28 protein-coding genes are annotated in these 26785 nt (G+C 67.7%); 11 read left to right on the top strand and 17 right to left on the bottom strand.

Features of this window, described 5'->3' with window-relative positions:
• Window positions 1-32: 32 nt before the first annotated feature.
• The 7 genes from BN1263_RS07685 to BN1263_RS07655 all read left to right on the top strand — a co-directional run bounded on the left by BN1263_RS07685 (window position 33) and on the right by BN1263_RS07655 (window position 5987).
• On the top strand, window positions 33-1193 hold the full coding sequence (locus BN1263_RS07685) for an MFS transporter (RefSeq protein WP_058980392.1): 1161 nt from the start codon (window positions 33-35) through the stop codon (window positions 1191-1193).
• Window positions 1194-1754: 561 nt separating this feature from the next.
• Window positions 1755-2375: a LemA family protein gene (locus BN1263_RS07680; RefSeq protein WP_012479189.1), complete on the top strand. Its 621-nt coding sequence runs from the start codon at window positions 1755-1757 to the stop codon at window positions 2373-2375.
• A gap of 3 nt (window positions 2376-2378) precedes the next feature.
• Window positions 2379-3266, top strand: a complete 888-nt coding sequence (locus BN1263_RS07675; protein ID WP_058980391.1) for a TPM domain-containing protein — start codon at window positions 2379-2381, stop codon at window positions 3264-3266.
• On the top strand, window positions 3266-3760 hold the full coding sequence (locus tag BN1263_RS07670; protein WP_058980390.1) for a TPM domain-containing protein: 495 nt from the start codon (window positions 3266-3268) through the stop codon (window positions 3758-3760). The genes BN1263_RS07675 and BN1263_RS07670 overlap by 1 nt, the downstream gene beginning before the upstream one ends.
• 51 nt (window positions 3761-3811) lie before the next feature.
• Window positions 3812-4699, top strand: coding sequence for a prolipoprotein diacylglyceryl transferase (gene lgt, locus BN1263_RS07665; RefSeq protein ID WP_058980389.1), 888 nt, complete (start codon window positions 3812-3814; stop codon window positions 4697-4699).
• The gene (locus tag BN1263_RS07660) at window positions 4696-5490 is read left to right on the top strand and encodes a thymidylate synthase (protein ID WP_058980388.1); all 795 of its coding nucleotides are present in this window, start codon (window positions 4696-4698) and stop codon (window positions 5488-5490) included. The genes lgt and BN1263_RS07660 overlap by 4 nt, the downstream gene beginning before the upstream one ends.
• 5 nt (window positions 5491-5495) lie before the next feature.
• Entirely contained in the window at window positions 5496-5987 is a 492-nt protein-coding gene (locus BN1263_RS07655) for a dihydrofolate reductase (protein ID WP_058980387.1), read from the top strand.
• 335 nt (window positions 5988-6322) lie between these two features.
• Here BN1263_RS07655 and BN1263_RS07650 read toward each other — a convergent pair whose 3' ends face one another.
• From BN1263_RS07650 to BN1263_RS07610, 9 genes are all read right to left on the bottom strand, one after another.
• Window positions 6323-7345 (bottom strand): symmetrical bis(5'-nucleosyl)-tetraphosphatase, encoded by a 1023-nt coding sequence (locus tag BN1263_RS07650; protein ID WP_058980386.1) that lies wholly within the window; start codon window positions 7343-7345, stop codon window positions 6323-6325.
• Between the two features lie 15 nt (window positions 7346-7360).
• Entirely contained in the window at window positions 7361-7744 is a 384-nt protein-coding gene (apaG, locus tag BN1263_RS07645) for a Co2+/Mg2+ efflux facilitator ApaG/CorD (RefSeq protein ID WP_005412297.1), read from the bottom strand.
• A 13-nt stretch (window positions 7745-7757) separates the two neighbouring features.
• Complete coding sequence (gene rsmA, locus BN1263_RS07640; protein ID WP_058980385.1) at window positions 7758-8561, bottom strand: 16S rRNA (adenine(1518)-N(6)/adenine(1519)-N(6))-dimethyltransferase RsmA; 804 nt, start codon at window positions 8559-8561, stop codon at window positions 7758-7760.
• On the bottom strand, window positions 8558-9538 hold the full coding sequence (gene pdxA / locus BN1263_RS07635; RefSeq protein ID WP_019661120.1) for a 4-hydroxythreonine-4-phosphate dehydrogenase PdxA: 981 nt from the start codon (window positions 9536-9538) through the stop codon (window positions 8558-8560). The genes rsmA and pdxA overlap by 4 nt, the downstream gene beginning before the upstream one ends.
• A 3-nt stretch (window positions 9539-9541) precedes the next feature.
• Complete coding sequence (locus BN1263_RS07630; RefSeq protein WP_019338102.1) at window positions 9542-10888, bottom strand: peptidylprolyl isomerase; 1347 nt, start codon at window positions 10886-10888, stop codon at window positions 9542-9544.
• Entirely contained in the window at window positions 10885-13386 is a 2502-nt protein-coding gene (gene lptD, locus BN1263_RS07625) for an LPS-assembly protein LptD (protein WP_080398791.1), read from the bottom strand. The genes BN1263_RS07630 and lptD overlap by 4 nt, the downstream gene beginning before the upstream one ends.
• An 89-nt stretch (window positions 13387-13475) precedes the next feature.
• Complete coding sequence (locus BN1263_RS07620) at window positions 13476-14414, bottom strand: histone deacetylase family protein (RefSeq protein ID WP_019661122.1); 939 nt, start codon at window positions 14412-14414, stop codon at window positions 13476-13478.
• Between the two features lie 9 nt (window positions 14415-14423).
• On the bottom strand, window positions 14424-14978 hold the full coding sequence (locus BN1263_RS07615; RefSeq protein WP_019661123.1) for a cob(I)yrinic acid a,c-diamide adenosyltransferase: 555 nt from the start codon (window positions 14976-14978) through the stop codon (window positions 14424-14426).
• A 10-nt stretch (window positions 14979-14988) separates the two neighbouring features.
• Complete coding sequence (locus BN1263_RS07610; protein ID WP_058980383.1) at window positions 14989-15573, bottom strand: hypothetical protein; 585 nt, start codon at window positions 15571-15573, stop codon at window positions 14989-14991.
• A 107-nt stretch (window positions 15574-15680) separates the two neighbouring features.
• Here BN1263_RS07610 and ubiH point away from each other — a divergent pair, with 107 nt between their 5' ends.
• Window positions 15681-16889, top strand: a complete 1209-nt coding sequence (ubiH, locus tag BN1263_RS07605; RefSeq protein WP_058980382.1) for a 2-octaprenyl-6-methoxyphenyl hydroxylase — start codon at window positions 15681-15683, stop codon at window positions 16887-16889.
• The gene (locus BN1263_RS07600; protein WP_058980381.1) at window positions 16886-18067 is read left to right on the top strand and encodes a UbiH/UbiF family hydroxylase; all 1182 of its coding nucleotides are present in this window, start codon (window positions 16886-16888) and stop codon (window positions 18065-18067) included. The genes ubiH and BN1263_RS07600 overlap by 4 nt, the downstream gene beginning before the upstream one ends.
• 76 nt (window positions 18068-18143) lie before the next feature.
• Here BN1263_RS07600 and BN1263_RS07595 read toward each other — a convergent pair whose 3' ends face one another.
• From BN1263_RS07595 to BN1263_RS07570, 6 genes are all read right to left on the bottom strand, one after another.
• On the bottom strand, window positions 18144-18539 hold the full coding sequence (locus BN1263_RS07595; RefSeq protein WP_058980380.1) for an EF-hand domain-containing protein: 396 nt from the start codon (window positions 18537-18539) through the stop codon (window positions 18144-18146).
• A 48-nt stretch (window positions 18540-18587) separates the two neighbouring features.
• Entirely contained in the window at window positions 18588-19655 is a 1068-nt protein-coding gene (gene rlmM / locus BN1263_RS07590; protein WP_058980379.1) for a 23S rRNA (cytidine(2498)-2'-O)-methyltransferase RlmM, read from the bottom strand.
• Entirely contained in the window at window positions 19639-20199 is a 561-nt protein-coding gene (locus BN1263_RS07585) for a nucleoside deaminase (protein WP_005415358.1), read from the bottom strand. Before BN1263_RS07585 ends, rlmM begins: the two co-directional genes overlap by 17 nt.
• 97 nt (window positions 20200-20296) lie before the next feature.
• The gene (locus BN1263_RS07580; RefSeq protein WP_058980378.1) at window positions 20297-21019 is read right to left on the bottom strand and encodes a DUF6348 family protein; all 723 of its coding nucleotides are present in this window, start codon (window positions 21017-21019) and stop codon (window positions 20297-20299) included.
• 51 nt (window positions 21020-21070) lie between these two features.
• Complete coding sequence (locus tag BN1263_RS07575; protein ID WP_058980377.1) at window positions 21071-21724, bottom strand: hypothetical protein; 654 nt, start codon at window positions 21722-21724, stop codon at window positions 21071-21073.
• A gap of 43 nt (window positions 21725-21767) precedes the next feature.
• Window positions 21768-23516 carry a glutamine--tRNA ligase/YqeY domain fusion protein gene (locus tag BN1263_RS07570; protein WP_058980376.1) on the bottom strand — a complete coding sequence of 583 codons (1749 nt, stop codon included), beginning with the start codon at window positions 23514-23516 and terminating at the stop codon, window positions 21768-21770.
• A 183-nt stretch (window positions 23517-23699) separates the two neighbouring features.
• Here BN1263_RS07570 and BN1263_RS07565 point away from each other — a divergent pair, with 183 nt between their 5' ends.
• Together BN1263_RS07565 and msrA are read left to right on the top strand one after the other, a co-directional pair.
• Entirely contained in the window at window positions 23700-23963 is a 264-nt protein-coding gene (locus BN1263_RS07565) for a putative signal transducing protein (protein ID WP_010481810.1), read from the top strand.
• A 30-nt stretch (window positions 23964-23993) separates the two neighbouring features.
• The gene (gene msrA, locus BN1263_RS07560) at window positions 23994-24659 is read left to right on the top strand and encodes a peptide-methionine (S)-S-oxide reductase MsrA (RefSeq protein ID WP_031270096.1); all 666 of its coding nucleotides are present in this window, start codon (window positions 23994-23996) and stop codon (window positions 24657-24659) included.
• A gap of 664 nt (window positions 24660-25323) precedes the next feature.
• On the opposite strand, the gene BN1263_RS07555 is transcribed toward msrA, so the two are convergent.
• Both BN1263_RS07555 and rnk read right to left on the bottom strand, forming a co-directional pair.
• Window positions 25324-26280: a transaldolase gene (locus BN1263_RS07555; protein WP_058980375.1), complete on the bottom strand. Its 957-nt coding sequence runs from the start codon at window positions 26278-26280 to the stop codon at window positions 25324-25326.
• Between the two features lie 50 nt (window positions 26281-26330).
• On the bottom strand, window positions 26331-26735 hold the full coding sequence (gene rnk / locus BN1263_RS07550; protein ID WP_019661134.1) for a nucleoside diphosphate kinase regulator: 405 nt from the start codon (window positions 26733-26735) through the stop codon (window positions 26331-26333).
• Between the last annotated feature and the right edge of the window lie 50 nt (window positions 26736-26785).

Genomic DNA, 26785 nt, shown 5'->3' with positions numbered 1-26785 from the left:
CACTCTCGATTCCCGCCCCCCAGGACTCCCCCATGAATTCCAGAGCCGCCTTGCTGGCGCTTGCCGTTGGCGCCTTCGCCATCGGAACCACCGAGTTTGCCCCGATGGGCCTGTTGCCGGTCATCGCCGACGGCGTCGGCGTTGGCATCCCCACTGCGGGCATGCTGATCACCGCCTATGCCGTGGGCGTGATGCTGGGCGCGCCGGTGATGACCCTGCTGATGGGGCGTTTCGGCAAGCGCACCGCGCTGATGCTGCTGATGTCGATCTTCGTCGCCGGCAATCTGTTGTCTGCGCTGGCGCCGAACTACGGGATGCTGCTGCTGTCGCGCTTGGTCACCAGCCTCAACCACGGTGCCTTCTTCGGCATCGGTGCGGTGGTCGCTGCGAGCCTGGTGCCGAAGGAAAAGCAGGCTGCGGCCGTGGCCACCATGTTCATGGGCCTGACCATCGCCAACATCGGCGGCGTGCCGCTGGCGACCTGGGTCGGCCAGCAGCTGGGCTGGCGCCTGTCCTTCGCCGGTACTGCGGCGCTGGGCCTGGTCGCGATCACTACGTTGGGCTTCGCGCTGCCGGCATCTGCACCGGGGCCGCGCCCGGACGTGCGCCGCGAACTGAAGGCGATCCTGCAGCCGCCGGTGCTGCTGGCGATGGCCACCACCGTGCTCGGCGCCGGTGCCATGTTCACCCTCTATACCTACGTCGCACCGGTGCTGACCGAATTGACCGGCGCCTCCAATACCTTCATCGCGATCTCGCTGGCGCTGATCGGCATCGGCTTCACCTTCGGCAACGGCATCGGTGGGCGCATGGCCGACTGGTCGCTCGATGGCGCCACCCGTATCCTGCTGGCTGCCCTGGCGGTGCTGATGTTCGTGCTGCCGCTGGCTTTCATGAGCCACGCTACCGCGGCGCTGGGTGTACTGCTGTTCGGCGCGGCGACCTTCGCCCTTGTGCCGCCACTGCAGATCCGGGTGATGCAGGTGGCCAGCGAGGCGCCGGGCCTGGCGTCGTCGATCAACGTGGGTGCATTCAACCTGGGCAATGCGGTAGGTGCTGCGCTGGGTGGTGCGGTGATCAGCTCGGGACTGGGCTACGCCGCGATTCCGGTGGCCGGTGGCCTGCTGGCCGCGTCGGGCCTGCTGCTGGCATGGCTGGGGCGTCCGCGCACTGCGGTGGCTGAGGCTTGCTGAGGAGTGTTGGATTCCGGCAGGGCTTGCAGCCCTGCACCCGCTGAAGGCCAAGGCAACCGCCGAAGCAACATCAACCGCAACAGCCGGCGCTGGTTTTCTGAGGGTTGGGCGGGGCGGTGTGGTTTGGCAGGACACGCCGTGAACCCATCCATGGGGGCTCGATGGCGCCATCCATGGCGCCAACGGTCCTGCCAACCCACACCGCCCCACCTCCGACAGATTGCCGCGATCGGCCGGAACGGCGTCCCGCTCTGGTAGGTGTCGACCTTGGTCGACACGAATGCCTGAAGAACCGGCTTTTGCTTTTGATTTTTCTTTTGATCTTCCCGCGGTGCGCAGGAAATTGTCCGTGGCCGGGAGGGTGGGTCGGCTGGGGGCGTGAGCCGCATGGATGCGGCGACCGAGCTTACATGGACGTACTTGCAGCGGCCCCCAGCCGACCCACCCTCCCGGCCCACCCCGAGCTGGCTGGACCACACCGCGGAGGGGGCGGCGCCCGATGGCCGATCTTTCACCCCATCCGTGGCATGCTCGGTGCCCAGTCCACCCGGAACCTCCGCCATGCGCCTGTTCACCCGTGTCCTGCCCCTGATGCTGCTGGCCTCCCTGCTGTCCGGCTGCGGCTACAACGCCATCCAGCAGAAGGATGAGGCGGTCAAGGCCAGCTGGTCCGAAGTGCTCAACCAGTACAAGCGGCGCGCCGACCTGGTGCCCAACCTGGTGCAGACGGTGAAGGGCTTTGCCAGCCAGGAAGAGCGCGTGCTGACCGAAGTCACCAACGCCCGCTCGCGTGTCGGCCAGATCAACGTCAACGCCGATGACGAAGCCTCGCTCAAGCAGTTCCAGCAGGCCCAGGGCGAACTGGGTAGCGCGCTGTCGCGGCTGCTGGTGGTCACCGAGAACTACCCGGTGCTGAAGTCGGACCAGAACTTCCGCGACCTGCAGGCCCAGCTCGAAGGCACTGAAAACCGCATCACCGTCGCCCGTGGCCGCTACATCCAGCAGGTGCAGGACTACAACACCTATATCCGCTCGTTCCCGCAGGTGATCACCGCCAAGATCTTCGGCTACAAGACCAAGCCGAACTTCACCGTGGAAAACGAAGCGCAGATCTCCAACGCGCCGGCGGTCGATTTCGGCAGCGCGCCGCAGCAGCAGCCGGCACCGCAGCCGGGCCACTGACCCATGCGCCTGGCCACTGCGCTGCTGGCCCTGCTGCTATGGCTGCCGCTGGCATCGCACGCCCAGCAGCTGGCGCCGGTTCCGGCGCTGGATTCGCCGGTGGTCGACACCACCGGCACGCTGGATGCCGCGCAGAAGCAGGTGCTGGTACAGCAGGCGCTTGACCTTCAGCAGCGCAAGGGCAGCCAGCTGCAGGTGCTGGTGGTACCCACCACCCAGCCGGAAGACATCGCCCAGTACACCACGCGGGTCTTCGACCAGTGGCAGATCGGCCGCAAGGGCGTGGATGACGGGGTGCTGCTGGTGGTGGCCAAGGACGACCGGCGCGTGCGCATCGAGCCGGGCTACGGCCTGGAAGGCGCGATTCCCGATGCCATCGCCAACCGGGTCATCCAGGAGTACCTGGTGCCACGCTTCCGCAGTGGCGACTACGCCGGGGGCATCACCGATGCCACCGCGGTGCTGGTCAAGCTGATCGATGGCGAAACGCTGCCCGCACCGGTCAGTGGCCATCGTGGGCGCGAGCCGGGTGGCGGCGGCGATACCTGGTTTCTAGCGCTGTTCATCGGTGTATTCGCCGGCAGCATCCTGCGCGGCGTGTTTTCGCGCGTGCCACGCCCGCTGCGTGGCCTGCTCGGCGGTGCCGGCGCAGCCGTGGCGGCGTTCCTGTTCACCTCCACCCTGCTGGCCAGTGGCCTGGCAGGCGTGGTCGGCCTGATCGTGGCGATGCTCTCCGGGCATCCGGGGCGCTTCGCCGGTGGCGGAGGCTGGGGCGGTGGCAGCTGGGGCGGCGGGGGCGGTTTTGGCGGAGGCGGTGGATTCGGCGGCGGAGGCGGCTGGGGCGGCGGCGGTGGCCGTTCCGGTGGCGGTGGTGCTTCGGGAGGCTGGTGATGATCCAACGTCTGTTCCGCCATGTATGTTCGCCGTCGGTACGTCGCGCGTTCCCGCCAGCCACGCTGCAGGCGATCACCGAGGCCATCGCCGCCGGTGAGCAGCGCCACGGCGGTCAGGTGATGTTCGCTGTGGAGGCCGATCTGCCTCTGTCCGCGTTGTGGCACAAGGTCACCCCGAGGCAGGCCGCCGAGCATGCCTTCGCACGCCTGCGCACCTGGGATACCGCCCACAACAACGGCGTGCTGATCTACCTGCTGCTGGCCGACCATGCCATCGAGATCGTCGCCGACCGCGGCCTGCACGGCCGGGTCAGCCCGGCGCAGTGGCAGCGGGTCTGCACCCATCTGCGCGAGGGCCTGCGTGGTTCCCATCCGGTGGAAGCGCTGCAGGATGCCATCGACGAGGTTTCCAGCCTGATCGAAGGGCACTTCCCGGCCTCGACGCGGTCGAACGATGACGCGTTGCCGAACTCGCCCCAGCTTCTTGGTTGAGCCGGGGCGGCACTGGCCCGAGAATAGGCGTTCAACCGCAAGGCACCTTCCATGATCTATTTCCACGACATCGACCCCATCGCCCTCTCGCTGGGGCCGATCAAGGTGCATTGGTACGGCATCATGTACCTGCTGGGCTTCACCGCTGCCTGGCTGCTGGGACGCACGCGCATCGCCGCCGGTCGCCTGCCGGGCGTCGACGCCAACGGCTTCTCCGACCTGCTGTTCTACGCCATGCTCGGCGTGGTGCTGGGCGGGCGCATCGGCTACATGCTGTTCTACGCGCTGGGCGATTTCCTGCACAACCCGCTGCTGCTGTTCAAGGTATGGGATGGCGGCATGAGCTTCCACGGCGGCCTGCTGGGCGTGCTGGGCGCCTGCTGGTGGTGGTCGCGCAAGCACCGCCTGCACTTCTTCGACACCATGGATTTCATGGCGCCGCTGGTGCCGCTGGGCCTGGGTTTTGGTCGCATCGGCAACTTCATCGGCGCCGAGCTGTGGGGCAAGTACACCGACGGCACGTGGGGCGTGGTGTTCCCGTCGGGCCTGCCGGCGCCGCTGAACCAGCTGGACCACGCGACCCTGCAGGCGCAGTTCGCCACCGGCGCGCTGAACCAGTTCGCGCGCCATCCGTCGCAGTTGTATGAAGCCTTCCTGGAAGGCCTGGTGATGTTCGTGGTGCTGTGGGCCGTGTCGGCCAAGCCGCGCCACCGTTACCTGGTGGGCGGCCTGTTCGCGCTGATGTACGGCCTGTTCCGCTTCGCGGTGGAGTTCGTGCGCATGCCCGACAACGGCGTCTACGTGGCCTTCGACTGGCTGACCCGTGGCCAGATCCTCAGCCTGCCGCTGATCGCCTTCGGCCTGGTGCTGCTGGTGATGTCGCGCCGCGCACCGGTGCTGCAGCCGCAACCGGTGATGGCTGCGGAGGGCAAGGCATGAAGGCCTACCTGGATCTGCTTGCGCATGTGCTGGAACATGGCGCGGAGAAGAGTGATCGTACCGGCACAGGCACCCGCAGCGTGTTCGGCTGGCAGATGCGCTTCGACCTCAACAAAGGCTTCCCGCTGGTCACCACCAAGAAGCTGCACCTGCGCTCGATCATCCACGAGCTGCTGTGGTTCCTGAAGGGTGATACCAACATCGGCTACCTGAAGGACAACCAGGTACGTATCTGGGACGAGTGGGCCGATGAGAACGGCGACCTCGGCCCGGTCTACGGCAAGCAGTGGCGCAGCTGGGCCACCGCCGATGGCCGCGAGATCGACCAGATGCAGTGGCTGGTGGACGAGATCAAGCGCAACCCCGATTCGCGCCGGCTGGTGGTCAGCGCCTGGAACGTGGGCGAGCTTTCGCAGATGGCGCTGATGCCGTGCCACAACCTGTTCCAGTTCTACGTGGTGGACGGCAAGCTCAGCTGCCAGCTCTACCAGCGCAGCGGCGACATCTTCCTCGGCGTGCCGTTCAACATCGCCAGCTATGCGCTGCTGACCCACATGGTGGCGCAGGCCACCGGCCTGGGAGTGGGCGACTTCGTGCACACGCTGGGTGACGCGCACCTGTACTCGAACCACTTCGAGCAGGCCCGCGAGCAGCTGGCGCGCGAACCGCGCGCGCTGCCCAAGCTGTGGTTGAACCCGGAGGTGACCGACCTGTTCGGCTTCCAGTTCGACGACATCCGCATCGACGGTTACGATCCGCACCCGGCCATCAAGGCGCCGGTGGCGGTGTGAGTGCCATGAAGCTGTCGATGATCGTGGCGCTGGACCGCAACCGTGGCATCGGCCAGGGCAATGCCATGCCCTGGCACCTGCCGGATGATTTCAAGCACTTCAAGGCGCTCACCCTGGGCAAGCCGATCCTGATGGGGCGCAAGACGGCCGAGTCGATCGGCCGCGTGCTGCCGGGACGGACCAACCTGGTGCTGACCCGCAGCGGCCAGGTGCCGTTCGAGGGCATGCATGCGGTGGCGTCGCTGGACGAGGCCAAGGCGATTGCCGAAGGCGAGGGCGCCAGCGAGCTGTGCATCATCGGCGGCGGCGAGATCTTCCACCAGCTGCTGGACCAAGCCAGCGACCTGTACCTGACCTGGGTCGATGCCGAAGTGCGTGCCGATACCCATTTCCCCGAAGTCGACATGCAGGACTGGCGGGAAGTCAGCAGCGAGCCGCACCCGGCCGACGAACGCCACGTCTACGCGTTCCGCTTCGTGCATTACGTGCGCCGCTGATCGCGCAAATACCAACGAAAACACCGACGGGGATATCGACGGGGATATCGACGGGGTAGAGTCGACTGTTAGTCGACTGCTCTCGGCGGTCACCCGAAAAACCCGCGCTGCGCGCGATAGTCCACTGACAGTCGACTCTACCTGGGCTGTCGCTACGGCATCCGGTAATGCCCGATGATGGCGTGCTGAAACCGCGGGTCCTCTTCGCGCGTGCTGCGCCCAGCGGCGAAGACGCGCAACGGCTGCGATGGACCGTGGGCGGTGCTTCCACCGCCGGTGGTGGCCGGGCCCGGAGTGGGCAGCGGCACCCGTCCATGGTGCCGGGAACGATCAGGTCACGCCTGCGGCGGGGCCCCGTTGTTGCCAGGGCCTGCGGAGCCGCCCCCACCGCCGCCACGGCGACGACGACGGCGCGGGCCACGGTTGCCCGGGTTGGCGGCCGCGGCGTTGGCCCCGCCCGCGTCTCTGCCCTGCGCCGATGCAGCCGGGCGCTCGCGTGCTGGTCGCGCTGGCGTGCGTGCGTTGGGCACGGGTGCGGGGACATCGCGGCCCGGCACCTGCACCACGCGCAGTTCGTCGGTATCGAGCTGGATCGCGGTCAGCTTGCCGCCCCAGACTGCGCCGGTGTCGATGGCATGCACGCCCTGGGTGATGGTCAGGCCCAGCGCCGACCAGTGGCCGCAGACGATCTTCAGGTCGCGCTCGACCCGGCCTGGCACTTCGAACCAAGGGTACAGTCCCTGTTCCTGCGTGCCCGGCGTGCCCTTGTCCTCGATGCCGATGCGCCCGCGCGGGGTGCAGTAGCGCATACGGGTGAGCACATTGATGATCGCCCGTGAACGGTCGTAGCCGGACAGGTTCGGCGCCCAGCTCGGCTTGTCGCCGTACATGTTGCGGAACAGCTTGCGGTAGCCGGCACCGTGCAGTTGCGCCTCGACCTCGGCGGCATGCTTTTCGGCCATCTGCGTGGTCCACTTCGGCGCCAGGCCGGCGTGCACCATCATCCAGCCCAGCTCGCGGTCCACGTGCACCAGCTTCTGCAGGCGCAGCCAGTCCAGCAGTTCGTCGCGGTCCTCGGCCTGCACGATGCGCAGCAGGTCCGGGTTGACCTTGCGCTGTTCCTCTTCGGTGCGTGCACCGACGGCCAGCAGCGAAAGGTCATGGTTGCCCAGCACCACCACGCTGTGCCCGCGCAGCGAATGCACCAGCCGCAGCGTTTCCAGCGACTGGCCACCGCGGTTGACCAGGTCGCCGCAGAACCACAGGGTGTCCTGCGCCGGGTCGAAGCGGATCTTCTCCAGCAGCCGCTGGGTGACGTCATAGCAGCCCTGCAGGTCGCCGATCGCCCACACACTCATCGTCCGGCCTCCGTGTCAGTGCAGGGTACGCGGGATGGCCAGCACGAAAGGTGCGACCGGCGCGGCAAATTCGGTGCCGTCGTCGGCGACCATGTCGTAGTGGCCCTGCATGGTCCCGTGATCGGTCCCCAGCATGACACCGGACGTGTAATGGAAGTCTTCACCGGGACGCAGGCGTGGCTGCTCGCCGATCACCCCGTCGCCATCGACATGCTCGACGCGGCCGTTGGCATCGGTGATGCGCCAGTGGCGTGCGACCAGGCGCGCGGCAACACGCCCTTGGTTGTGGATGCGGATCGTGTAGGCGAACGCATAGCGTCCGTCTTCCGGCGCGGATTGATCGTCGAGGAAGCGCGGTGCGACTTCGACGGAAATGGCGTAAACGTCAGCGTCTTCCATACCGGCAGTGTAATCAGGAGGCATTGGCCAAAGCGATGAATTCAGCCACATCCAGCTGTTCGGCGCGGGCATCGGGGCGCACGCCGGCGACGACGAACTGCTCGGCCGTCACGACGTTGTTGAGCGCATTGCGCAGGGTCTTGCGGCGCTGCCCGAAGGCGGCCTTGACCACCTCGGCGAAACGGGCGTGGTCGTTGATGTTGATCGCGGCCGGGTCACGCGGCACCAGCCGTACCACGGCCGAATCGACCTTCGGCGGCGGCCGGAACGCGCCCGGCGGCACCACGAACAGCGAGGTCACCTGGCAATAGGCCTGCAGCATCACGCTGAGCCGGCCGTACACCTTGCTGCCGGGTCCGGCGGCCATGCGGTCGACCACTTCCTTCTGCAGCATGAAGTGCATGTCGCGGATCACCGCGGCATGTTCCAGTGCATGGAACAGGATCGGCGAGGAGATGTTGTAGGGCAGGTTGCCGACCAGGCGGATCGGCTGGCCGGCAGCCAGCTCGGTGAAGTCCACGCGCAGCACGTCGCGGTGGACGATGGTCAGCTCGCCCAGCGGCTCGGCGGCGGCGGTCAGCGGCGCGATCAGGTCGCGGTCGAACTCGATCACCGTCAGTTTCGGATGCACGCGCAGCAGCGGCAGGGTGATCGCACCCTGGCCGGGACCGATCTCGACCAGGCGATCGCCTTCTTTCGGATTGACCGCCATCACGATCTTGTCGATGTAGTGGCGATCGGCCAGGAAATGCTGGCCAAGCTGCTTCTTGGCCGGTGCGGTGAACACCGGGCCGGAGGGGGAATGCGGGGAATTCATGCGCTCAGTGTACGTTGCCGCGCAAGCTGCGCACACAGCGTCGTTGCCGCCTGCAGGCTGGAAGGATCGGCAATGCCGCGGCCGGCCAGGTCCAGCGCGGTGCCATGGTCTACCGCCACGCGCGGGTAGGGCAGGCCCAGGGTCAGGTTCACCGCCTGCTCGAAACCGGAGTACTTCAGCACCGGCAGCCCCTGGTCGTGGTACATCGCCAGCACGGTGTCGAAACCGGCCAGCTTGGCCGGCAGGAACGCGGTATCGGCCGGCAGCGGCCCGACCAGGTCCATGCCCTCCGCGCGCAGGCGCTGCAGCAGCGGGATGACCAGGTCCAGTTCCTCGCGGCCCAGATGGCCGTCTTCGCCGGCGTGCGGGTTCAGGCCGAGCACGGCGATGCGTGGCGCGGGCAGGCCGAACTCGCGGCACAGCGCGGCGTGCACGGTGCGAAGGGTGTGTTCCAGGCTGGGCGCGGTGATCGCATCGGCCACCTCGCGCAGCGGCAGGTGGGTGGTGGCCAGGGCCACGCGCACGATGGGGTTGGCCAGCATCATCACCACCTTCACCCCGGCCTGGTCGGCCAGCAGTTCGGTGGTGCCACTGTAGGCGATGCCGCCTTCGTTGATGACCGCCTTGTGCACCGGGCCGGTGACCACGCCGTGCAGTTCGCCGGACAGGCAGGCCTGGCCGGCAGCGAGCAGGGCGCCGATGACGGCCCCGGCATTGGCCGGGTCGGCCTGGCCGAAGTGGCTGGGCATGGCATTGGCCACCGCGCGCACACGCAGGTCGCCCGGGGCGCGGGCTTCGGCGTCCTCGGGCAGCAGCTGCAGGGGCAGGTTCAGCGCGACGGCGGCCGCGCGCAGGGTATCCGGGTCGGCGAAGGCCAGCAGCCGGCAATCTTCACGCGGCTGCTGGACGAGGCGGACACACAGCTCCGGGCCGATCCCGGCGGGCTCGCCCGGTACCAGAGCGAGCTCGGGGCGCATCGGTCAGGACTGCGGCGGCGTGGCGGTATTTTCCGCGCGGTCCCCGCTGCGGAAGCTGACATAGGCTTCGCCACGCAGTTCCTGCAGGAAGCGGTTGTACTCGTCTTCCAGCTTGCGGCGGCCGATGGTCTCGCGGATCTGGGCGCGCTGGTTGTCGTTGGTTACGTCGGTCTGGCGGGTGGCCACGCGCTGCACGATGTGCCAACCGGCATCGGTGCGGAACGGCTGGCTGACGCCGCCGTCCTGGATGCCGGCCACCTGCTGGCCGAACGCCGGACCGAACGCGTCGACCGGGAACCAGCCCAGATCGCCGCCCTGGCCCTTGCTGTTGTTGTCCTCGGAGGATTCCTTGGCCACGGTTTCGAAATCCGCGCCGCCGGCGATGCGGGCGCGCAGGGTATCGATCTTGGCCTTGGCGGCAGCGTCGGTCTGGTGATCGTCCACGCGCACCAGGATGTGGCGGCCGTGGTATTCGGTGACCGTGTGCGCGCCACCGCTGGCGGCGCTGGCATCACGCACTTCCACCAGCTTCAGCAACTGGAAGCCGCTGGGGCCGCGGATCGGGCCGACCACTTCGCCCGGCTTCATCTTTTCCATCAGCTGGGCAAAGGCCTGCGGGATTTCATCCAGGCTGCGCCAGCCCAGATCGCCGCCTTCCAGCGCGTTCGGGCTGTCCGAATAACGCACGGCGGCAGCGTTGAAGTCCAGCTCACCCTTGTCCAGCAGGGCCTTCACGCCCTCGGCCTTCTTCTGGCCGGTGGCGATCTGGTCGGCGTTGGAGCCGTCGGGCAGGGCGATCAGGATGTGTGCCAGGTGGTACTGGTTGCCCACCGTGGCCTGCTGCTTCAGCGCGGCGTCCACTTCACCCTCGCTGACGCTGATGCGGCTCTGCGCGAAGCTCTGGCGCAGGCGCTGCACAGTGATTTCATCGCGCACTGAAGCACGGAAATCGTTGAAATCGATGCCGTCGTGGGCCAGGCGCTGGCGCAGTGCATCCAGGTCCGAGCCGTTCTGCTGGGCGATGGCATTCATCGCCTGGTTCAGCTCCTGGTCGCTGACGCGGATGCCGCTGCCTTGGGCGCGGGCGACCTGCAGCTTGACCAGCACCAGTCGCTCGAGCACCTGGCGGCTGAGCACGTCTTCCGGCGGCAGCTGGTTTTCACGGCCCGCGTACTGCGCCTTGATGTTGGCGATCGCACGCTGGAGCTCGCTCTGCAGGATCACGTCCTCGTCGACGACGGCGGCGATGCGGTCCAACGGCTGCGCCTCCTGCGCGAGCACCTGCAGAGGGGCGGACACGCTGGACACCGCCAGCAGGGAGGCGAGAAGAACGGGGAAGCGCTTGGTCATGGGATCTGATTCGGATCGTAGTCATCGCGGGTCACCCCGGTGTTGCTGGGCGGCACGAGATAGAGGTCGTCGCGGTTGTAGCCGAGGATAGCACGGCGCAGGGTGCGGTCCGTGTCCTGGCCGATGGAGCTCAGGCCCTTCAGGACGAACTCCACCTGGATGGAATTGTTCATCTCGCCCTCGCGATTGCGGACGTAGCGGCGGCCGACCACGCGCACGGCCAGGCAGCAGCTGTCCCACTGCACGCCGCCGATGATTTCCAGCGGCTCCTTGTCCTGCAGCGAGTAGTAATAGCGACCGACCAGGCTCCAGCGCGCATTCAGCGGGTACAGGAACGACAGGTCAGCCTGCTCCAGCAGGGTGCGGTCATGCTTGTTGGCCGTCGCCGGGGCGCCGGCGTTGATGCGGTAGCGGTAGCTCAGGTTGATCACGCCATCGTTGGGCATCAGGTAGCGGGCGCGGACGCTGGCCAGATCCTCGCGCTTGTACTTCGGGTCCCACTGGTAGGTGGCGCCCAGGGTCCAGCGGTCGTTGATCATGTAGTTGCCGTCGGCGATCCACGCCGACTTGCCCTTCTCTACCGGCGCGCCGCCCGGCGTGACGGTCACCCGCGACTCGTCGAAGTACTGGATCTGGCCGATCGAGGCCGAGAACCGCTCCTTGCCGGTGGTCTGGTCGATGAAACGGGTACTCAGTGCCAAGGTCAGCTGGTTGGCATCGTTCTGGCGGTCGGCGCCGGTGTAGCGCGAATCGCGGAACAGCTGGCCCCAGCTGAAGGTGAAGTCACGGGTGTCGAAGATCGGCAGTTCGTCCTGGTTGCGGTACGGCGTGCGCAGGTAGAACAGGCGCGGTTCCAGTGTCTGCAGGAAGGACTTGCCGCGGATGCTGGTCTCGCGGTCGAAGAACAGGCCGGCGTCGATGCTGCCGATCGGCAGGCTGCGGCTGGGCGACGTGTTGCCCCGCAGCTGTTCCGGCGTGGCCGTGGTCGGGTCGATGCCCTGCGAGCGCAGGATCTGGGCCTGGATGCCTCTCACACCATCCACCAGGCCACGGTCCAGCTGATAGGCGGTGTAGCGGTAGGCCAGGGTCGGGGTCACATACCAGGCCGCACCACTGATCGGGAACGATACGTAGGGCTTCACATCCAGCCGCGAACCGCCACTGACACCGACGCCGTCGGTCCATCGGTACCCGTTGCGCGTGTACTGCAGATCCTCGCCGGCGCTGGCGTCGTACTTGAAGTTGACGTCGTCGTGGGTGAAGCGCACGGCCTCGGCGTAGATGCCGGTTTCCAGCCACGGCAGGACCGGCTTGTCCCAGTTGAAGTACAGGCGCGGCTGGCGGTTGTAGGGCAGCGCGCTCTCGTTGAGGGTGTAGTCGGTCAGTTGCCAGCGGTCGGCCATGATCCCGGCCGTCCAGTTCTGGCCGGTGCCGTACAGGCCAATGGTGCTCTGCAGGTTGGAGGCGGTCACGCCCACCAGGCGGTTGGCGAAGTCCTCGACATAGCGCTCGTCGCTCACCCAGGCCAGGTTGGCGCGGGCCTGCCAGTGGCTGGTCACGTTGTGGTAGCCGTCGAACATCACCCGGCCGCGGTCGCGGTCACGCAGCCTGTCGCTGGGCATGTAGCTGGTCAGCACCTCGCCACGGCCGCCGTTGTAGAGGTAGCGGAACTCGTTGTCGAGCAGCAGGCCGCGCCGGCTCATGTAGCGCGGGGTCAACGTGTCGTCGTAGTTCGGCGCCAGATTGAAGTAGATCGGCTGCGCGTAGTCGAAACCGTTGCGGCCGGACATGCCCAGCTGCGGGAACAGCAGGCCGGTCTTGCGGCGGTCATCGATCGGGAACTTGAAGTACGGCGCCCACAGCACCGGCACCTTGCCGATCCGCAGCACGGCGTTGCGGGCGGTGCCGAAGCCCTCGTCGTTGTCCACTTCGATCTGCGGCGCCGACAGCTTCCACACCGGCTGTGACGGGTCGCAGGTGGTGTAGGTGGAGCGGTGCATCTGGCCGACCGCGCCCTGCAGGTCGACCGACTCGGCATCGCCGTTGCCGCGGCGCGACACCAGCTGGTACTTGATGTCGGTGATCTTGTGGGTGTCGCTTTCCTGGTTGCCTTCGGCGCGCTTGGCGACCATCCGGATCGATCCGTCCTGGTAGCGGACATTGCCGTCGGCGATGTAGTTGCCGGTCTCGGTGTCGAAACTGAGCTTGTCGGTACCGACGAACTGGTCGCCCCGGCGCAGCGCCACGTTGCCCTCGTACTGCGGCACGGTGGTGGTACCCAGCAGCTGGTCGCCTTCGATGTCGGTCGGCTGGTTCTCGCGGGCGGCCGCAGCGGCAGCCTTGTCCTGGCCCGGGACCGGCGTGGGGGCGTCGGTGAACGCGGGAATGACGTCGGTGGCCGGGCACAGGCCCCAGTTGAGCGGCTTATCATCAGCCATTGCCGGAAGGCTGATGGCGATGCTCAGAGGCAGGGGAAGCAGGCGGAGGGCTCGGCGCACGCGGTTCGGATTCGGGCGAAAACGGACGGTAGCTTGCCCCATCCCTTGCATAGGGGCAATGAAGGACGCCGGAGCCTGCCGGTTCGGGTTCATCCGGCGGAGGTGCCGGCGGATGGCGTAAGCAGGGCCTGGACATGGGCCACGCTGCACTCGGCCAGGGCCTGTAGGTCATAGCCGCCCTCCAGCATCGACACCACCCGGCCAGCCGCGTGGCGGCGTGCCAGCGCGTGCAGCTCACCGGTGATCCAGGCGAAATCGTCGGTCTCCAGCATCAGATCCGCCTGTGGATCACGCAGGTGGGCATCGAAGCCGGCCGAGATCAGCAGCAGCTGCGGGCGGAAGTCGTCGATGGCAGGCAGCATTTCGTCGGCCCAGACGTTGCGAAAGCGGAAGCCGCCGCTTCCCGGCGGCAGCAGGATGTTCATCAGGTTGCCGGCACCGCGGTCGCGGCGCAGGCCGGAATTGGGGAACAGCCCGGCCTGGTGGGTGCTGTAGTACGAAACCCGGGCGTCATGCTGGAAGATGTCCTGGGTGCCATTGCCGTGGTGCACGTCGAAATCGACCACCGCGATCCGTTCCAGGCCATGGCGGTCGCGGGCATGGGCGGCGGCGATGGCGATGTTGTTCAGCAGGCAGAAGCCCATGGCGGTGCTGCTGGTGGCGTGGTGGCCCGGTGGGCGTACCGCGCAGAAGGCCAGAGGGTCCTCGCCCAGCATCACCGCATCGACTGCGGCGACGCCGGCACCGGCGGCGTGCACGGCGGCGCTGGCCGAGCCCGGCGAGGTCCAGGTGTCCATGTCCAGCTGGCGCAGCGGTGCGGTCTGCGGCTGCAGCACGAAGTCGAGCAGGGCGCTGTCGTGGACCCGGGTCAGTTCGCCGAACTTTGCCGGCGGTGCCTCGCGCCAGTCCAGCTGGCCGGGGAAGGCGGTGTGCAGCGCGTCCAGCACCTGCTGCAGCCGTTGCGGGCATTCGGGATGGCCGGGACCGGGGTCATGCAGCAGGCAGGACGGGTGGGAATAGACCAGCATCGTGCCTACTCAGCGCTGGCGCTGCTGTGGCTGCCACAGCGCTTCGCCATGGCCGTCGGCGCGGGCCAGCACCCGGGCCAGCACGAACAGCAGGTCCGACAGCCGGTTGAGGTATTGCAGCGCCTCGCTGCGGACGGCCTCGTGGCGGGCCAGGGTGACCGTCTCGCGCTCGGCGCGGCGGACGATGGTGCGGGCCAGATGGCAGCGCGCGGCAGCTTCGCCGCCGGCCGGCAGGATGAATTCCTTCAGCATCGGGAGGTTGGCGTTGTAATGGTCCAGCTGCTGCTCCAGGGCCGAGACGTCGGCGGCATGGATCGCGGCGTGGCCGGGAATGCACAGCTCGGCGCCCAGATCGAACAGCTGGTGCTGCAGATGCACCACCAGCGCGCGTACATCCTCGGGCAGGGGCGCGGCCAGCAGCAGGCCGAGCGCGGCGTTGGCCTCGTCGACGGTACCGAAGGACGCCACGCGGGCGTCATCCTTGGCCACGCGTTGGCCGTCGCCAAGGCCGGTACTGCCGTCGTCGCCGGTGCGGGTGTAAATGCGCGAGAGGCGATGACCCATGGCGCGCGGCTCAGTGGCGGATGTCGCGGCGGGCCTGCTGGAGCTTCAACACCTGCTCCACGGCCAGCTGCAGGGCAGCGGCCAGCGCCACATAGATCGCCGTAGTGCGCAGGTAGGGCCCGAACCACTGCGCGTAGTTCTGTGCCCAGCCGGCCAGGGTCGGCTCGGCCACGTTACGGCTGGTCCAGTAGAAACCGCCCTGCGCCAGCAGGTGGCAGACCGCCACCGAGGCCACCAGCAGCAACGCACCCTTGGCCAGCACCGGCCAGCGTGCGCCCTGGTAATTGCGGCCCAGCAGCATGCCGCCGGCCCACAACGAGAAGTAGGCCGGCAGCAGCAGCCAGTAACCCGGCGACACGCAGTAGTGCTGCCAGAAATCCAGTCCGCTGCTGCGGATCACGATCCAGTCCACCAGCACCGCGAATACCATCAGCAGCGGAAACGCCCAGCGTGTCCACATGGCCAGATAGAAGCCACCGATGAAGAACACCGCCCAGGAGGCATCGGGGATCGCCGCGAAGTGGTTGACCCGGGTCGCCGCCAGCAACAGCACGAGGACGGACAGTACGAAGGCGCGGTTGGCGGTGGCGGACATGGCAGCGGGCCCGGAGCGGATTCAGGTTTCATTCTAGCCCGCCGCGCCGGTTGGCGCAGGCGCCGCCCGTTCGGCGTACAGTCGGGACGAGCGCGTATCATGAACACATGAGTGAACGACATGACGTGCTGATTGTCGGTGGTGGCCTGGTGGGTGCCAGCCTGGCCATCGCCCTGGACCGGCTGGGCCGCGACGTGGGCCTGCTCGAGGCCAGCCCGGCCGGCGGGCTGCCTGCGGTGTTCGACCAGCGCAATCTCAGTTTCGCCGCTGCCACCGTCAACGCCCTGACCGCGCTGGGGGTGATGCAGAAGCTGGCGATGGCCCCGGGCCCGATACGCCGCATCCATGTCAGCCGTGCCGGCGATTTCGGCCGCGTGCAGCTCGAAGCGGCCGATTACGACCGGCCCTGGTTCGGCCAGGTGGTGGTCGCGCGCGATTTCGGCCAGGCGCTGGAAGCGCGCCTGCAGGAACTGCCGCGGCTGCGGCGTTACCGGCCGACGCGGTTCCTGGGCCTGGGCGAGGTGGTCGGCGGCTACCGCCAGGTGCGGGTGGCCGACGACGCTGGCGAGCGCGTATTGTTGGCACAACTGGTGATCGGTGCCGATGGCACCACCAGTGGAGTGCGCGACGCGCTGGGCATCGAGGTCGATCGCCACGATTTCCAGCAGACCCTGTTCGTCGCCCGGGTGCGCAGCCAGCGCGCACCGGATGGCACCGCCTGGGAGCGGTTCACCGATACCGGCCCGACTGCGCTGCTGCCGCGTGGCGATCGTCACTTCGGCACCGTGCACGGCGTTGCGCGCGACCAGGCCGATGCGGTGATGGCGCTGGACGATGCGGCCTGGCTGCAACGCCTGCAGGACGCGATCGGCTGGCGCGCAGGCCGGCTGCTCGAATCCGGCCCGCGCAGTGCTTATCCGCTCATCCAGGTGCTGGCGCGCGCGCTGGCCGGAGAGCGCGCGGTGCTGCTTGGCAATGCCGCGCAGACCATCCATCCGCTGGGTGCGCAGGGCTTCAACCTGGGCCTGCGCGATGCGCTGACCCTGGCCGAACTGCTGGAGAATGCGCATGAGGATGCCGGCAGTGATGCATTGCTGCAGGCCTATGTTGCACGCCGCGAGGAAGACCGCCGGCAGACGGTGGCGTTCTCCGGCGGCCTGGCACGGCTGACCAGCAACCCGGCGCCACTGATGCGGCCGCTGCGCAGCCTCGGTCTGGTGGCCGCACAACGCGCCTCGGTGCAGTCGATGCTGGTCGGTGGTGCGATGGGCTTCCGTGGCGAAGTACCGCGGCTGTGCCGTGGAGAAACCGCATGAGCCGCCGCGCGCGCCTGGATGTGGCCATCGTCGGCGGTGGCGTGGTCGGTGCCGCGTGCGCGCTGGCGCTGGCCGATGCCGGCCTGTCGGTGGCGTTGGTGGAAGGTCGTGAGCCCGCGCCGTGGCAGGTTGCGCAGCCGGACCTGCGCGTGTTCGCCTTTGCCGCCGACAACGTGCAGCTGTTGAACCGCCTCGGCGTGTGGCCGGCGATCGCCCAAGCCCGTGCCTGGCCCTACCGGCGCATGCAGGTGTGGGATGCGGCCGGTGGCGAAGATCTGCTGTTCGATGCCGATCGCTTCGGCCGTCGTGAACTGGGCTACATCGTCGAGAACGGCCTGCTGCAGGACCGCCTGTGGGCGGCGTTGCCGGCGGCGGGCGTGCAGCTGCATTGCCCGGCACGGGTGGACGCGCTGGAGCAGGACGAGGACGGCGTGCGCCTGCGCCTGGATGACGGTCGTCGCCTGGAAGCGGCGTTGGCGGTAGCCGCCGACGGCGCCGAATCGACCCTGCGCCAACTGGCCGGGATCGAGGTTGAAAAGCATGACTACCACCAGCGTGGCGTGGTGGCCTACGTGGACAGCGATCTTCCCAACCAGGCCACCGCCTCGCAGCGTTTCCTGCCGAGCGGACCGCTGGCGCTGCTGCCGGTGGCCGAGCGCCGCAGCTCGATCGTCTGGACCCTGCCCGAGGACGAGGCGGCTCGCGTGCTGGCGTTGGACGAGGACAGCTTCAACCGCGAACTGACCCGCGCCTTCGCGGCGCGCCTGGGTGAGCTGCGACTGGCATCACCGCGTGCAGCATTCCCGCTGCGCCGCCAGCTGGCCCGTCACTACGTCGCCGGCCGCGTGCTGGCGCTGGGCGATGCCGCGCATGTGGTGCACCCGCTGGCCGGGCAGGGCGTGAACCTGGGGTTGCGCGATGTCGCTGCCCTGCAGCAGTGGCTGGCGCCGTCGGCCGAGCGCCGCGGCCAGCCGCGGCTGTCGCCGCAGCGCCTGCAGCGCTGGGCACGCGAACGGCGCAGCGACAACCACATCGCCGCCTACAGCTTCGATGCGATCAACCGCCTGTTTTCCAACGACGAAATGCACCTGACCCTGGCCCGCGGCCGCGCGCTGGGCTGCGTCGGCAAATGGCCGCCGCTGGTGCAGGCATTCTGGAAGCGCGCCGCCGGGGTGTAGCAGAATGCAAACCGCTCTGGTGGGTGCCCCACGTCAGTAGATCCACGCCATGCGTGGATGAAGATCGCGGGTGGATTCAATCCACCAGCCAGCCGGCCAGGTCTGCACGATCCAGCTTGCCGCGACGCTTCACATCCAACGCATTGAACTCATCGGCCAGCGCCGGATTCGCCTGCGCTTCCTCGCGGCTGATGAAACCATCGCCGTTCACATCCAGCGCAGCGAAGTGGATGCGGTACTGGCCAACCACGCTGCTTGGTTCCAGCGAGCGCACGGTCACCTGTGCCTCGCCGGCCTGCTGCGGAATCTCGACGCTGCCGCTGACCCGGCCCGCATCCAGCGGTTGCTGGCGGATCGCGCCGCCGGTGGGGCCCAGCGGCTGGCTCTGCGCAGGGGTGTGCGGCAGCTGCTGGGCAATGGCAGGTGCGGCTGCCAGCAGGGTGATCAACATGGCGAGCGAGTGGTATCGCATGGTTCCCTTCCTCGGTAGCGCCGGGCCCATGCCCGGCGGGCATGTTCCTCAGCGCAGCGGCGAGGCCAATACCGTGATCTCCTCACGGTCGTGATAGAGCTGCTTGGCGCGTACCACCAGCGGCGTGCCGGCCTGGTCCTGGAACAGGTCCAGGCACAGGCGGGTTTCGTCCCAGCGCTTCTTCATCGGCAGCTTCAGATTGAAGATGGCGTGCCTGCACCACCCTTCGCGGAACCAGGTGGCCATGCGTTCGGCCACGCGGCGCGGCTGCTCGACCATGTCGCAGACCATCCAGTCCAGCGGCTGTTCGGGGTGCCAGTGGAAACCATCGGCGCGCAGGTGCTCGACCAGGCCGGTGTCCAGCACATGCTGGCGCAACGGGCCGTTGTCGATGCTCAGAACGTGCATGTGCTGGCGTGTCAGCACCCAGGTCCAGCCGCCGGGGGCGGCGCCCAGGTCGGCCGCACGCATGCCGGGTTTGGCCAGCGCTTCACGCTCCTCCGGCATCAGTAGGGTCAGCAGGGCTTCGTCCAGCTTCAGCGCCGAACGCGAAGGCGCTTCGGGCAGCAGCTTCAGGCGCGGGATGCCCAGTGCCCACGGCGCGCTGTCGGCCGGGTCGGCCACGCAGACGAAGGCATGGGTGCCGTCGACGAACACCACGTGCAGGCGCGGCAGGCGGTTGTTCGGCTTGTCAGTCAGCTTGCCGGCCTTGCGCAGCGCCGGGCGCAGCGCGTTGCCAAAGGCTCGCGCCAGCCCGGACAGCGGCTTGCCAGCGTCCGAATCGGGGTGCTCCACCCATAGGTCGCCGAAGCGCGGCGCATCGGCCAGCACCTCCAGCATCGGGGTGATGCGATCGCTCGGGTCCAGCTGCGGCAGCTCGGCCAGCACGACCAGCTTCTGCCGCGCGAAGATCAGCTCGCGCCAGCGCAGGCGCGGCGCCAGCGCGGCGGCTTCGTCGCACATGAAAAGCACGTAGCCGTCATTGCGCTGGGTACGCGCATAACCTGCGAAACCGGCTTCACCGGCGCGGAACTGCAGCTCGCCGGCCAGCTCGGGCTCGAAGCCCTGCCGGCACAGGCACAGCAGGCCGATGCCGGTCTCAGTAACGGGCGCCATCGCTTTCCCCATAGGCGCGCAGCACGCTGCGCGCGGCGTCGCGGTTCAGGCCCTGTACCACTTCGATGCCACGCTTGTTGAGTTCGCCCACCCAGTCGGCCGGCAGCGGGCCTTCGTCGAACGGCGTCAGTTCCTCGACGTCGGCCGCACTGGCACCGATCAGCAGCCGGTCGATGCCGGCCCAGACGGTGGCGCCGTAGCACTGGCAGCAGGGCTGCGAGCTGGTGGCCAGGGTGACCGGCGACAGCACCGCGTTCAGGCGCGGGGTCTGCAGGCGCTGCTGGGCCAGCATGTAGGCCATGTTCTCGGCGTGCGCCAGCGAAGTCGCGTGCGGCATCACCCGGTTCACGCCAGCGGCGATGACCTTGTCGTCCGGGCCGAACACCACCGCACCGAACGGGCCGCCACTGGCGTGCTCGACGTTCAGCCGCGACAGCTCGATCGCCAGCGCGACCTTGGCCTCGTCGCCCGGATATCGACGATCCAGGTCGATCTGGTCGTGGATCCAGGCGGGAAGGGTCAGGTGGACTTGCGCGTACAGCATCGCGGGGGTGCCTCGTGTGGGATGGAAAAAAGTGCGGTTGCTTGGGGAACCGGCGCGCAGTGTAGCCGCACCGGCCTGTATCGGGTGTGGGCGTGGGTCAGCCTGGCGAGCCGGTGCGGACCACCACGTACTGCTTGCGGAATTCCAGCCCTGCCTGCGGCCAGCTGGCCGCGTAGGCGCGCAGCAGGGGCAGGGCGGCGGCGAAGTCGTGGCCGTTGACCCGGCAATCGGCCTCGCACAGGCCATCGGCATCGCGCGAGGCGAACAGGCGGATGGCCAGGAAAGAACGCGTCTTCAGCAGCGCATCGAATGCATCGATGCTGCGCGTGAACAGGCAGCAGGGGCAGGAGCCATGATCGTCTTCGCTGCAGGTGGAGGCATCCACTTCCTGTGCACGGTAGTGCGCCAACGGCCCCAGCACCACGGTGCGCTCGTGTTCCTCGCCATTATCACCGGCCGGATAGGTCAGGCCCATCATCGGCAGGCCCTGTGCGTCTCGGGCGCCGATCGCGGTCTGCAGGGTCACCAGGTCCACCCGGGCCCAGGCCTGGAAGCCGGACAGCAGCGATGCCTGCTCATCGGCACCATTTGCGTGCTGGTACTCGAACAGGCCATCGGCGAACAACTGCGGATGCTGGCTTTCAATGACGGTGGAGGTCTGCCAACCACCGTTGTCGCGCGCGTGTGCGGCCATTGCATGCGGGGTCAGGCGCAGGCCGCTGTCCAGCAGCAGCGCGTTGCCGTCGACGCGGCTGGCGGTGCCGGCGTCCTGAAGGACCTGCTGCAGCAGCGGGAGGAGGGCAGCGGAGGTCGTGGTCATGTCAGGCCTGGCGGTGGATGGGGTGGAACATCCAGGCAGGGCCTGGAAAATCTAATGGTCGAGCGCGTCGAGCTCGGCGCGATATCGCTGCGCGTCGGATTGCTGCTGCGGATCGTTGCCGTGATCGCGCAGCCAGGTTTCCAGCTCGCGGCGATAGTCCGCGCGGAACTCGGCATTGCCCGGGCTGAAATGCAGCTTGCGTGCCGCCACCTCCACCCGCTCGCGCGCGCTGGCCCGGGCCTGGGCGACGCCGTGCGGGGATTCATTGGTGAGGATGACGAAGTTGCGTGGGAAGCCCGGCGTGTACTTGACCACGAACGGCTGGTCGCGCGCCGGGATACGGATGGCGTTTTCCAGCGGCCACAGCGAAGCGGTGTTGGTGTGGAACACCACGTCCACGTCGCGGCCCTCGGCGGTACGCAGCACCCCTTCGTAGCGCCAGATGTACTGTTCGTTGAGCGTGGAGCTGGTTCGCTCGGCCTTGACGATCACCGCTTCACCGCGCTCGCCCACCATGTTGAGGAAGGTGGCGTTGAGGAAGTGGCCGAGGAACATGTTGAGCATCGCCAGCGGGAACACCACGATGGCGTAGCCCGGAAAGCGCCGCCACCACGAGACCAGCCCGGCCAGCACCATCGCTGCAAAGAACGTCAGCAGCGGATGCTGCGAGATGAACCAGAACAGGACGGAGAGGGCGGTGATCATTGTCGATGGCGTGCGGGCGCCATGCTGGCGCCCGCGCAGGTCCTCAGGCCGACCAGGTATCGCGCAGGGGCACGCTGCGGTTGAACACCGGCTTGGCTTCGGTGTGGTCGCGGCGGTCGGCGACGAAGTAGCCGGTACGTTCGAACTGGAACGACTGCTCCGGCGCGGCGCTGGCCGCGGCCGGCTCGACATAGCCGGTGACGGTGCGGCGCGATTCCGGATTGAGGTAATCGCGGTAGGTCTTGCCTTCCGATTCATCATCCGGGTTCGGCACCGAGAACAGGCGGTCGTACAGGCGGATCTCGGCCGGCACGCCATGCACGGCGCTGACCCAGTGGATGGTGCCCTTGACCTTGCGGTTGGCGCCTTCCATGCCCGGGCGCGATTCCGGATCCAGCCAGCCGCGCAGTTCGGTGATGGTGCCGTCGGCATCCTTGATCACTTCATCGCAGCGGATGATGCCGGCGCCGCGCAATCGCACTTCGCCGCCCGGCACCAGGCGCTTCCAGCCCTTCGGCGGCACTTCGGCGAAGTCCTCGCGGTCGATCCACACTTCGCGGGCGAACGGAACTTCACGGCTGCCGAAGCTCTCGTCCTTCGGGTGGTTGCTGAAGGTCAGCAGTTCTTCGTGGCCTTCCGGCAGGTTGGTCAGCACCAGCTTGACCGGATCGACCACCGCCATGCGGCGCGGGGCGGCGCTGTCGAGGTCCTCGCGCAGTGCGCCTTCCAGCACGCTGAAGTCGATCAGCGAATTCTGCTTGCTGATGCCCACGCGCTCGGCAAACAGGCGCATCGCAGACGGGGTATAACCACGGCGGCGCAGGCCCTGCAAGGTCGGCATGCGCGGGTCGTCCCAGCCGTCCACCAGCTGTTCGGTGACCAGCGCCATCAGCTTGCGCTTGCTCATCACCGTGTAGTTGATGTTCAGGCGCGAGAACTCGATCTGGCGCGGCTTGGCCGCTTCGCGCGGCAGGCCGGCATCGACCAGCGGCTGGGTCAGCGCATCGTCATGGGCAAAGTCGACGTTGTCCACGCACCAGTCGTACAGCGGGCGGTGGTCTTCGAACTCCAGCGTGCACAGCGAGTGGGTGATGCCCTCGATCGAATCACCCAGCGCGTGGGCGAAGTCGTACATCGGGTAGATCGGCCACGCGCTGCCGGTGTTCTGGTGCTCGACGTGCTTGATGCGGTACAGCGCCGGATCGCGCAGGTTGATGTTGCCGCTGGCCATGTCGATCTTCGCGCGCAGGGTGCGCGCGCCATCCGGGAATTCACCGGCGCGCATGCGGCGGAACAGGTCGAGGTTCTCTTCGACGCTGCGGTCGCGCCACGGCGACGGACGGCCCGGCTCGGTCAGGGTGCCGCGGTAGGCGCGCACTTCCTCGGCCGACAGGTCGCAGACATAGGCCTTGCCCTGTTCGATCAGCTTCTCGGCGGCCAGGTAATAGGCCTGGAAGTAGTCTGAAGCATGGCGCAGCTCGTTCCACTCAAAGCCCAGCCAGCGCACGTCGTCCTGGATCGCCGCCACGTACTCCGGATCTTCCTTGGCCGGGTTGGTGTCGTCGAAGCGCAGGTTGCAGACGCCGCTGAACTCGCCGGCGATGCCGAAGTTCAGGCAGATCGACTTGGCATGGCCGATGTGCAGGTAGCCGTTCGGCTCCGGCGGGAAGCGGGTCTTGATCGCCTGGTGCTTTCCGCTGGCCAGGTCCTCGCGCACGATCTGGCGGATGAAATCGCGCTTTTCGTGGCTGTCGGCGGGGGTCTCGGGGCTGGCGGGGGTGTGCTCGGACATGAGTCTGGGGCGAAAAAAGGGCAGAAAGACCAACAGTCTAGCGCGTACCGGGCGGGGTTGCCCGGTCCGGATCGGTAGCGCCGGGCCACGCCCGGCGAGCGCGGCGGCAACCCGCCGGGCATTGCCCGGCGCTACCGGGACGGGGCGGGCGTATGCTGGAACCCTGTCCCACGGAGCCGCCGCATGCACATCGTGTACAAGGCCGACAACCTGTTCGACGCCCACCTGGTCAAGCACGCGCTGGAAGACGCCGGCATTCCCGCTTTTGTATTTGGCGAGTCATTGCTGGGCGGCATGGGCGAGCTGCCGCTGTTTGGTGTGCTGCGGGTCGGTATACCCGATGCGGCACGCCCGCAGGCCGAGGACATCGTGGCCGCGCTGGACTTGGGCCACGCGCCGGACGCCCCCATTTCAGATGCAGACGACATAGCCGGCCTTCCGGCGTAGGAGCGCATCATGTTGGGAATTGGCCAGGGCATCCTCGGCATCGGGGCCTTCAAGCAGCGCCTGCCGCGCCCGGAAGAGGCGCTACCGGGACGCGAGCAGCCGTTGCCGCTGCACAGCAACCAGCACTTCGTGAACAGCCATCCGCTGAAGGACCGTTTCGCCGGCCTGCAGCAGATCCGCTTCGCGCTGGGCTGTTTCTGGGGCGCCGAGCGCAAGTTCTGGACCGAGCCGGGCGTGTACAGCACGTCGGTCGGCTATGCAGGTGGCATCACGCCGAACCCGACCTATGAAGAGGTCTGCTCGGGCCTGACCGGCCACACCGAAGTGGTGCAGGTGGTGTTCGACCCGGCGGTGGTGAGCCTGGAACGGCTGCTGCAGCTGTTCTGGGAAAGCCATGACCCGACGCAGGGCATGCGCCAGGGAAACGACACCGGCACCCAGTACCGTTCGGCGATCCATGCCACCGACGAGGGCCAGTACAAGGCCGCGCTGGCCAGTCGCGAGGCCTACCAGGCGCAGCTGGATGCGGCCGGCTACGGCCCGATCACCACCGAGATCGTGTACCCGGCACCGGCGTACTACTACGCCGAGGACTACCACCAGCAGTACCTGGCGAAGAATCCGAACGGCTATTGCGGCATCGGCGGCACCGGCGTGAGCTGCCCGATCGGATTGGATGTGGAGGCGCCGCGCTGACGCGCGGTGGTCCGCCTGCGGCGGGCAACGTCAACAGCTGAAAGCCAAAGCCAAAGCCAAAGCCAAAGCCAAAGCGGCTCTGGGTTGCTGCTTGTTGGGTGGGGCGGTGTGGGTTGGCAGGACACGCCGTGAACCCGTCCCTGGGGGCTCGATGGCGCCATCCATGGCGCCAACGGTCCTGCCAACCCACACCGCCCCACCCCCGACAGTTTCCCGGTGACGGTAAGAAAGAGCATTGGGTTACTGACGAACTGATGGAAAACAAAAAGGACGCGGCGTTCGCCGCGTCCTTTTTGTTTGGTTCTGCATTGCCCTTGTAGAGCCGAGCCATGCTCGGCTCCGAGCAAGCGAAGCGCGCGACCCGCTGTTGCTCTTCTTTCTTTCTTCCGTGGCGGGCGGCCGCAGGAAACTGTCGAAGGCAGGGTGGGTAGGCCGTGCAGGGGCGTGAGCCGCATGGGCCCGAGGCATGCCTCGGGCGGGTTGGGCAGGACGCCCAACCCCGGTCTTGCCGTGTGCGCAGGACAGCGCACACGAGCAAGCGGCGACCGAGCTTACAGGGACGTACTTGCAGCGTCCCCTGCACGGCCTACCCACCCTGCCAACCACATGACCCGCTCTTCGCGACCAAGCCCCCCGCCACGAGGGGCTCAGCCGTTGGCCGGAATCACAGTGCCGCGCGGATCCGCTCGCGCAGTGCTTCCAGATCCTTGGCAAACGCCTCGATGCCGGTCGCCAGCTTCTCGGTGGCCATCGGATCGGCCGCCAGATCCGCCGTGAACTTCGCCGCATCGATCGGCGTCACCGCCGTGCCATCGGCCGCACCGGCCACCAGCTTGCGCGGCAGCTCGCCGTGGTCGGCGTCCAGCTTCTCCAGCAGGTCCGGCGAGATCGTCAAGCGGTCGCAGCCGGCCAGTGCTTCGATCTGCGCGGTCGAACGGAACGAGGCGCCCATCACCACCGTCGGCGAACCGCGACGCTTGAATTCGGCGTACACGCCGCGCACGAACTTCACGCCCGGGTCTTCGTCGATGGTGGCCGGGGTCTGGCCGTTGGCCACGTACCAGTCGAGGATGCGGCCGACGAACGGCGAGATCAGGAACGCGCCGGCTTCGCTGCAGGCCAGCGCCTGGGTCGGGTTGAAGATCAGCGTCAGGTTGCAGTCGATGCCTTCGGCCTGCAGGATGCGCGCGGCTTCCACGCCTTCCCAGGTCGCGGCGATCTTGATCAGGATTTTCTCGCGCGGCACGCCGGCGTCGGCGTACATCTGGATGAACTGGCGGGCCTTGGCCACGGTGGCCGCGGTGTCGTGAGCCAGGTCGGCATCCACCTCGGTGGATACCCGGCCCGGCACCAGCGTGCTCAGCAGCGCGCCGACGCCGATGGTCAGGCGGTCGGCCACCGCGTGCACCACGGCTTCGCGGTCGCCACCCTGCTGGCGGCCCCAGGCCAGTTCGCGTTCGATCAGCTCGGCGTAGACCGGCAGGTCCAGAGCCTTCTTCACCAGGGTCGGGTTGGTGGTGCAGTCCACCGGCTGCAGGCGCTTGATGGCCTCGTAGTCACCGGTATCGGCGACGACCACGGACAGTTCACGCAGCTGGGACAGTTTGGACGGGGTACTCATTGCGGCTCCTGGTGCAAGGGAATCGAATCGCGCGCGGTGCGCAGCGGTAATCAGGGGCGGTCGTTATGGACCGCGGTCACGCGCAGGCGCAGCTTCCGGCCACCGGGCGCGTTCCAGTCGATGCTCTGGCCGATCGAAAGGCCGAGCAGGGCACTGCCGACCGGGGCCAGCACGGAGACCTTGCCTTCATCGACGTTGGCTTCGCGGGGGAAGACCAGGGTCAGGACGTGCTTTTCGCCCGACACTTCATCTTCGCATTCCACGCGCGAATGCATCATGACGATGCCTTCGGGAATCTGGTCCGGTGCCATCACGGTGGCCCGGTTGAGTTCTTCAGCAAGCGCGAGCGCGGCAGGCGTCTGGCTCAGCGCGGGGGATTCGAGCATGGCGTCCAGGCGGTCCATGTCGAAAGTAGAAACGGTGATCGACGGCGGCAGGCCGCTGGCGGTACTCATGGTGAAGCTCCTTGGTTGAAAGCCATGCAAAAGGCGGCACCTGCTGGCGC

This window comes from Stenotrophomonas thermophila (assembly GCF_001499715.1).
In the GTDB taxonomy this organism is placed as follows: Bacteria; Pseudomonadota; Gammaproteobacteria; order Xanthomonadales; family Xanthomonadaceae; genus Stenotrophomonas; species Stenotrophomonas hibiscicola.
Note: the sequence above shows the minus strand (reverse complement) of the source record. Positions and strands in the feature narration are given on the sequence as shown.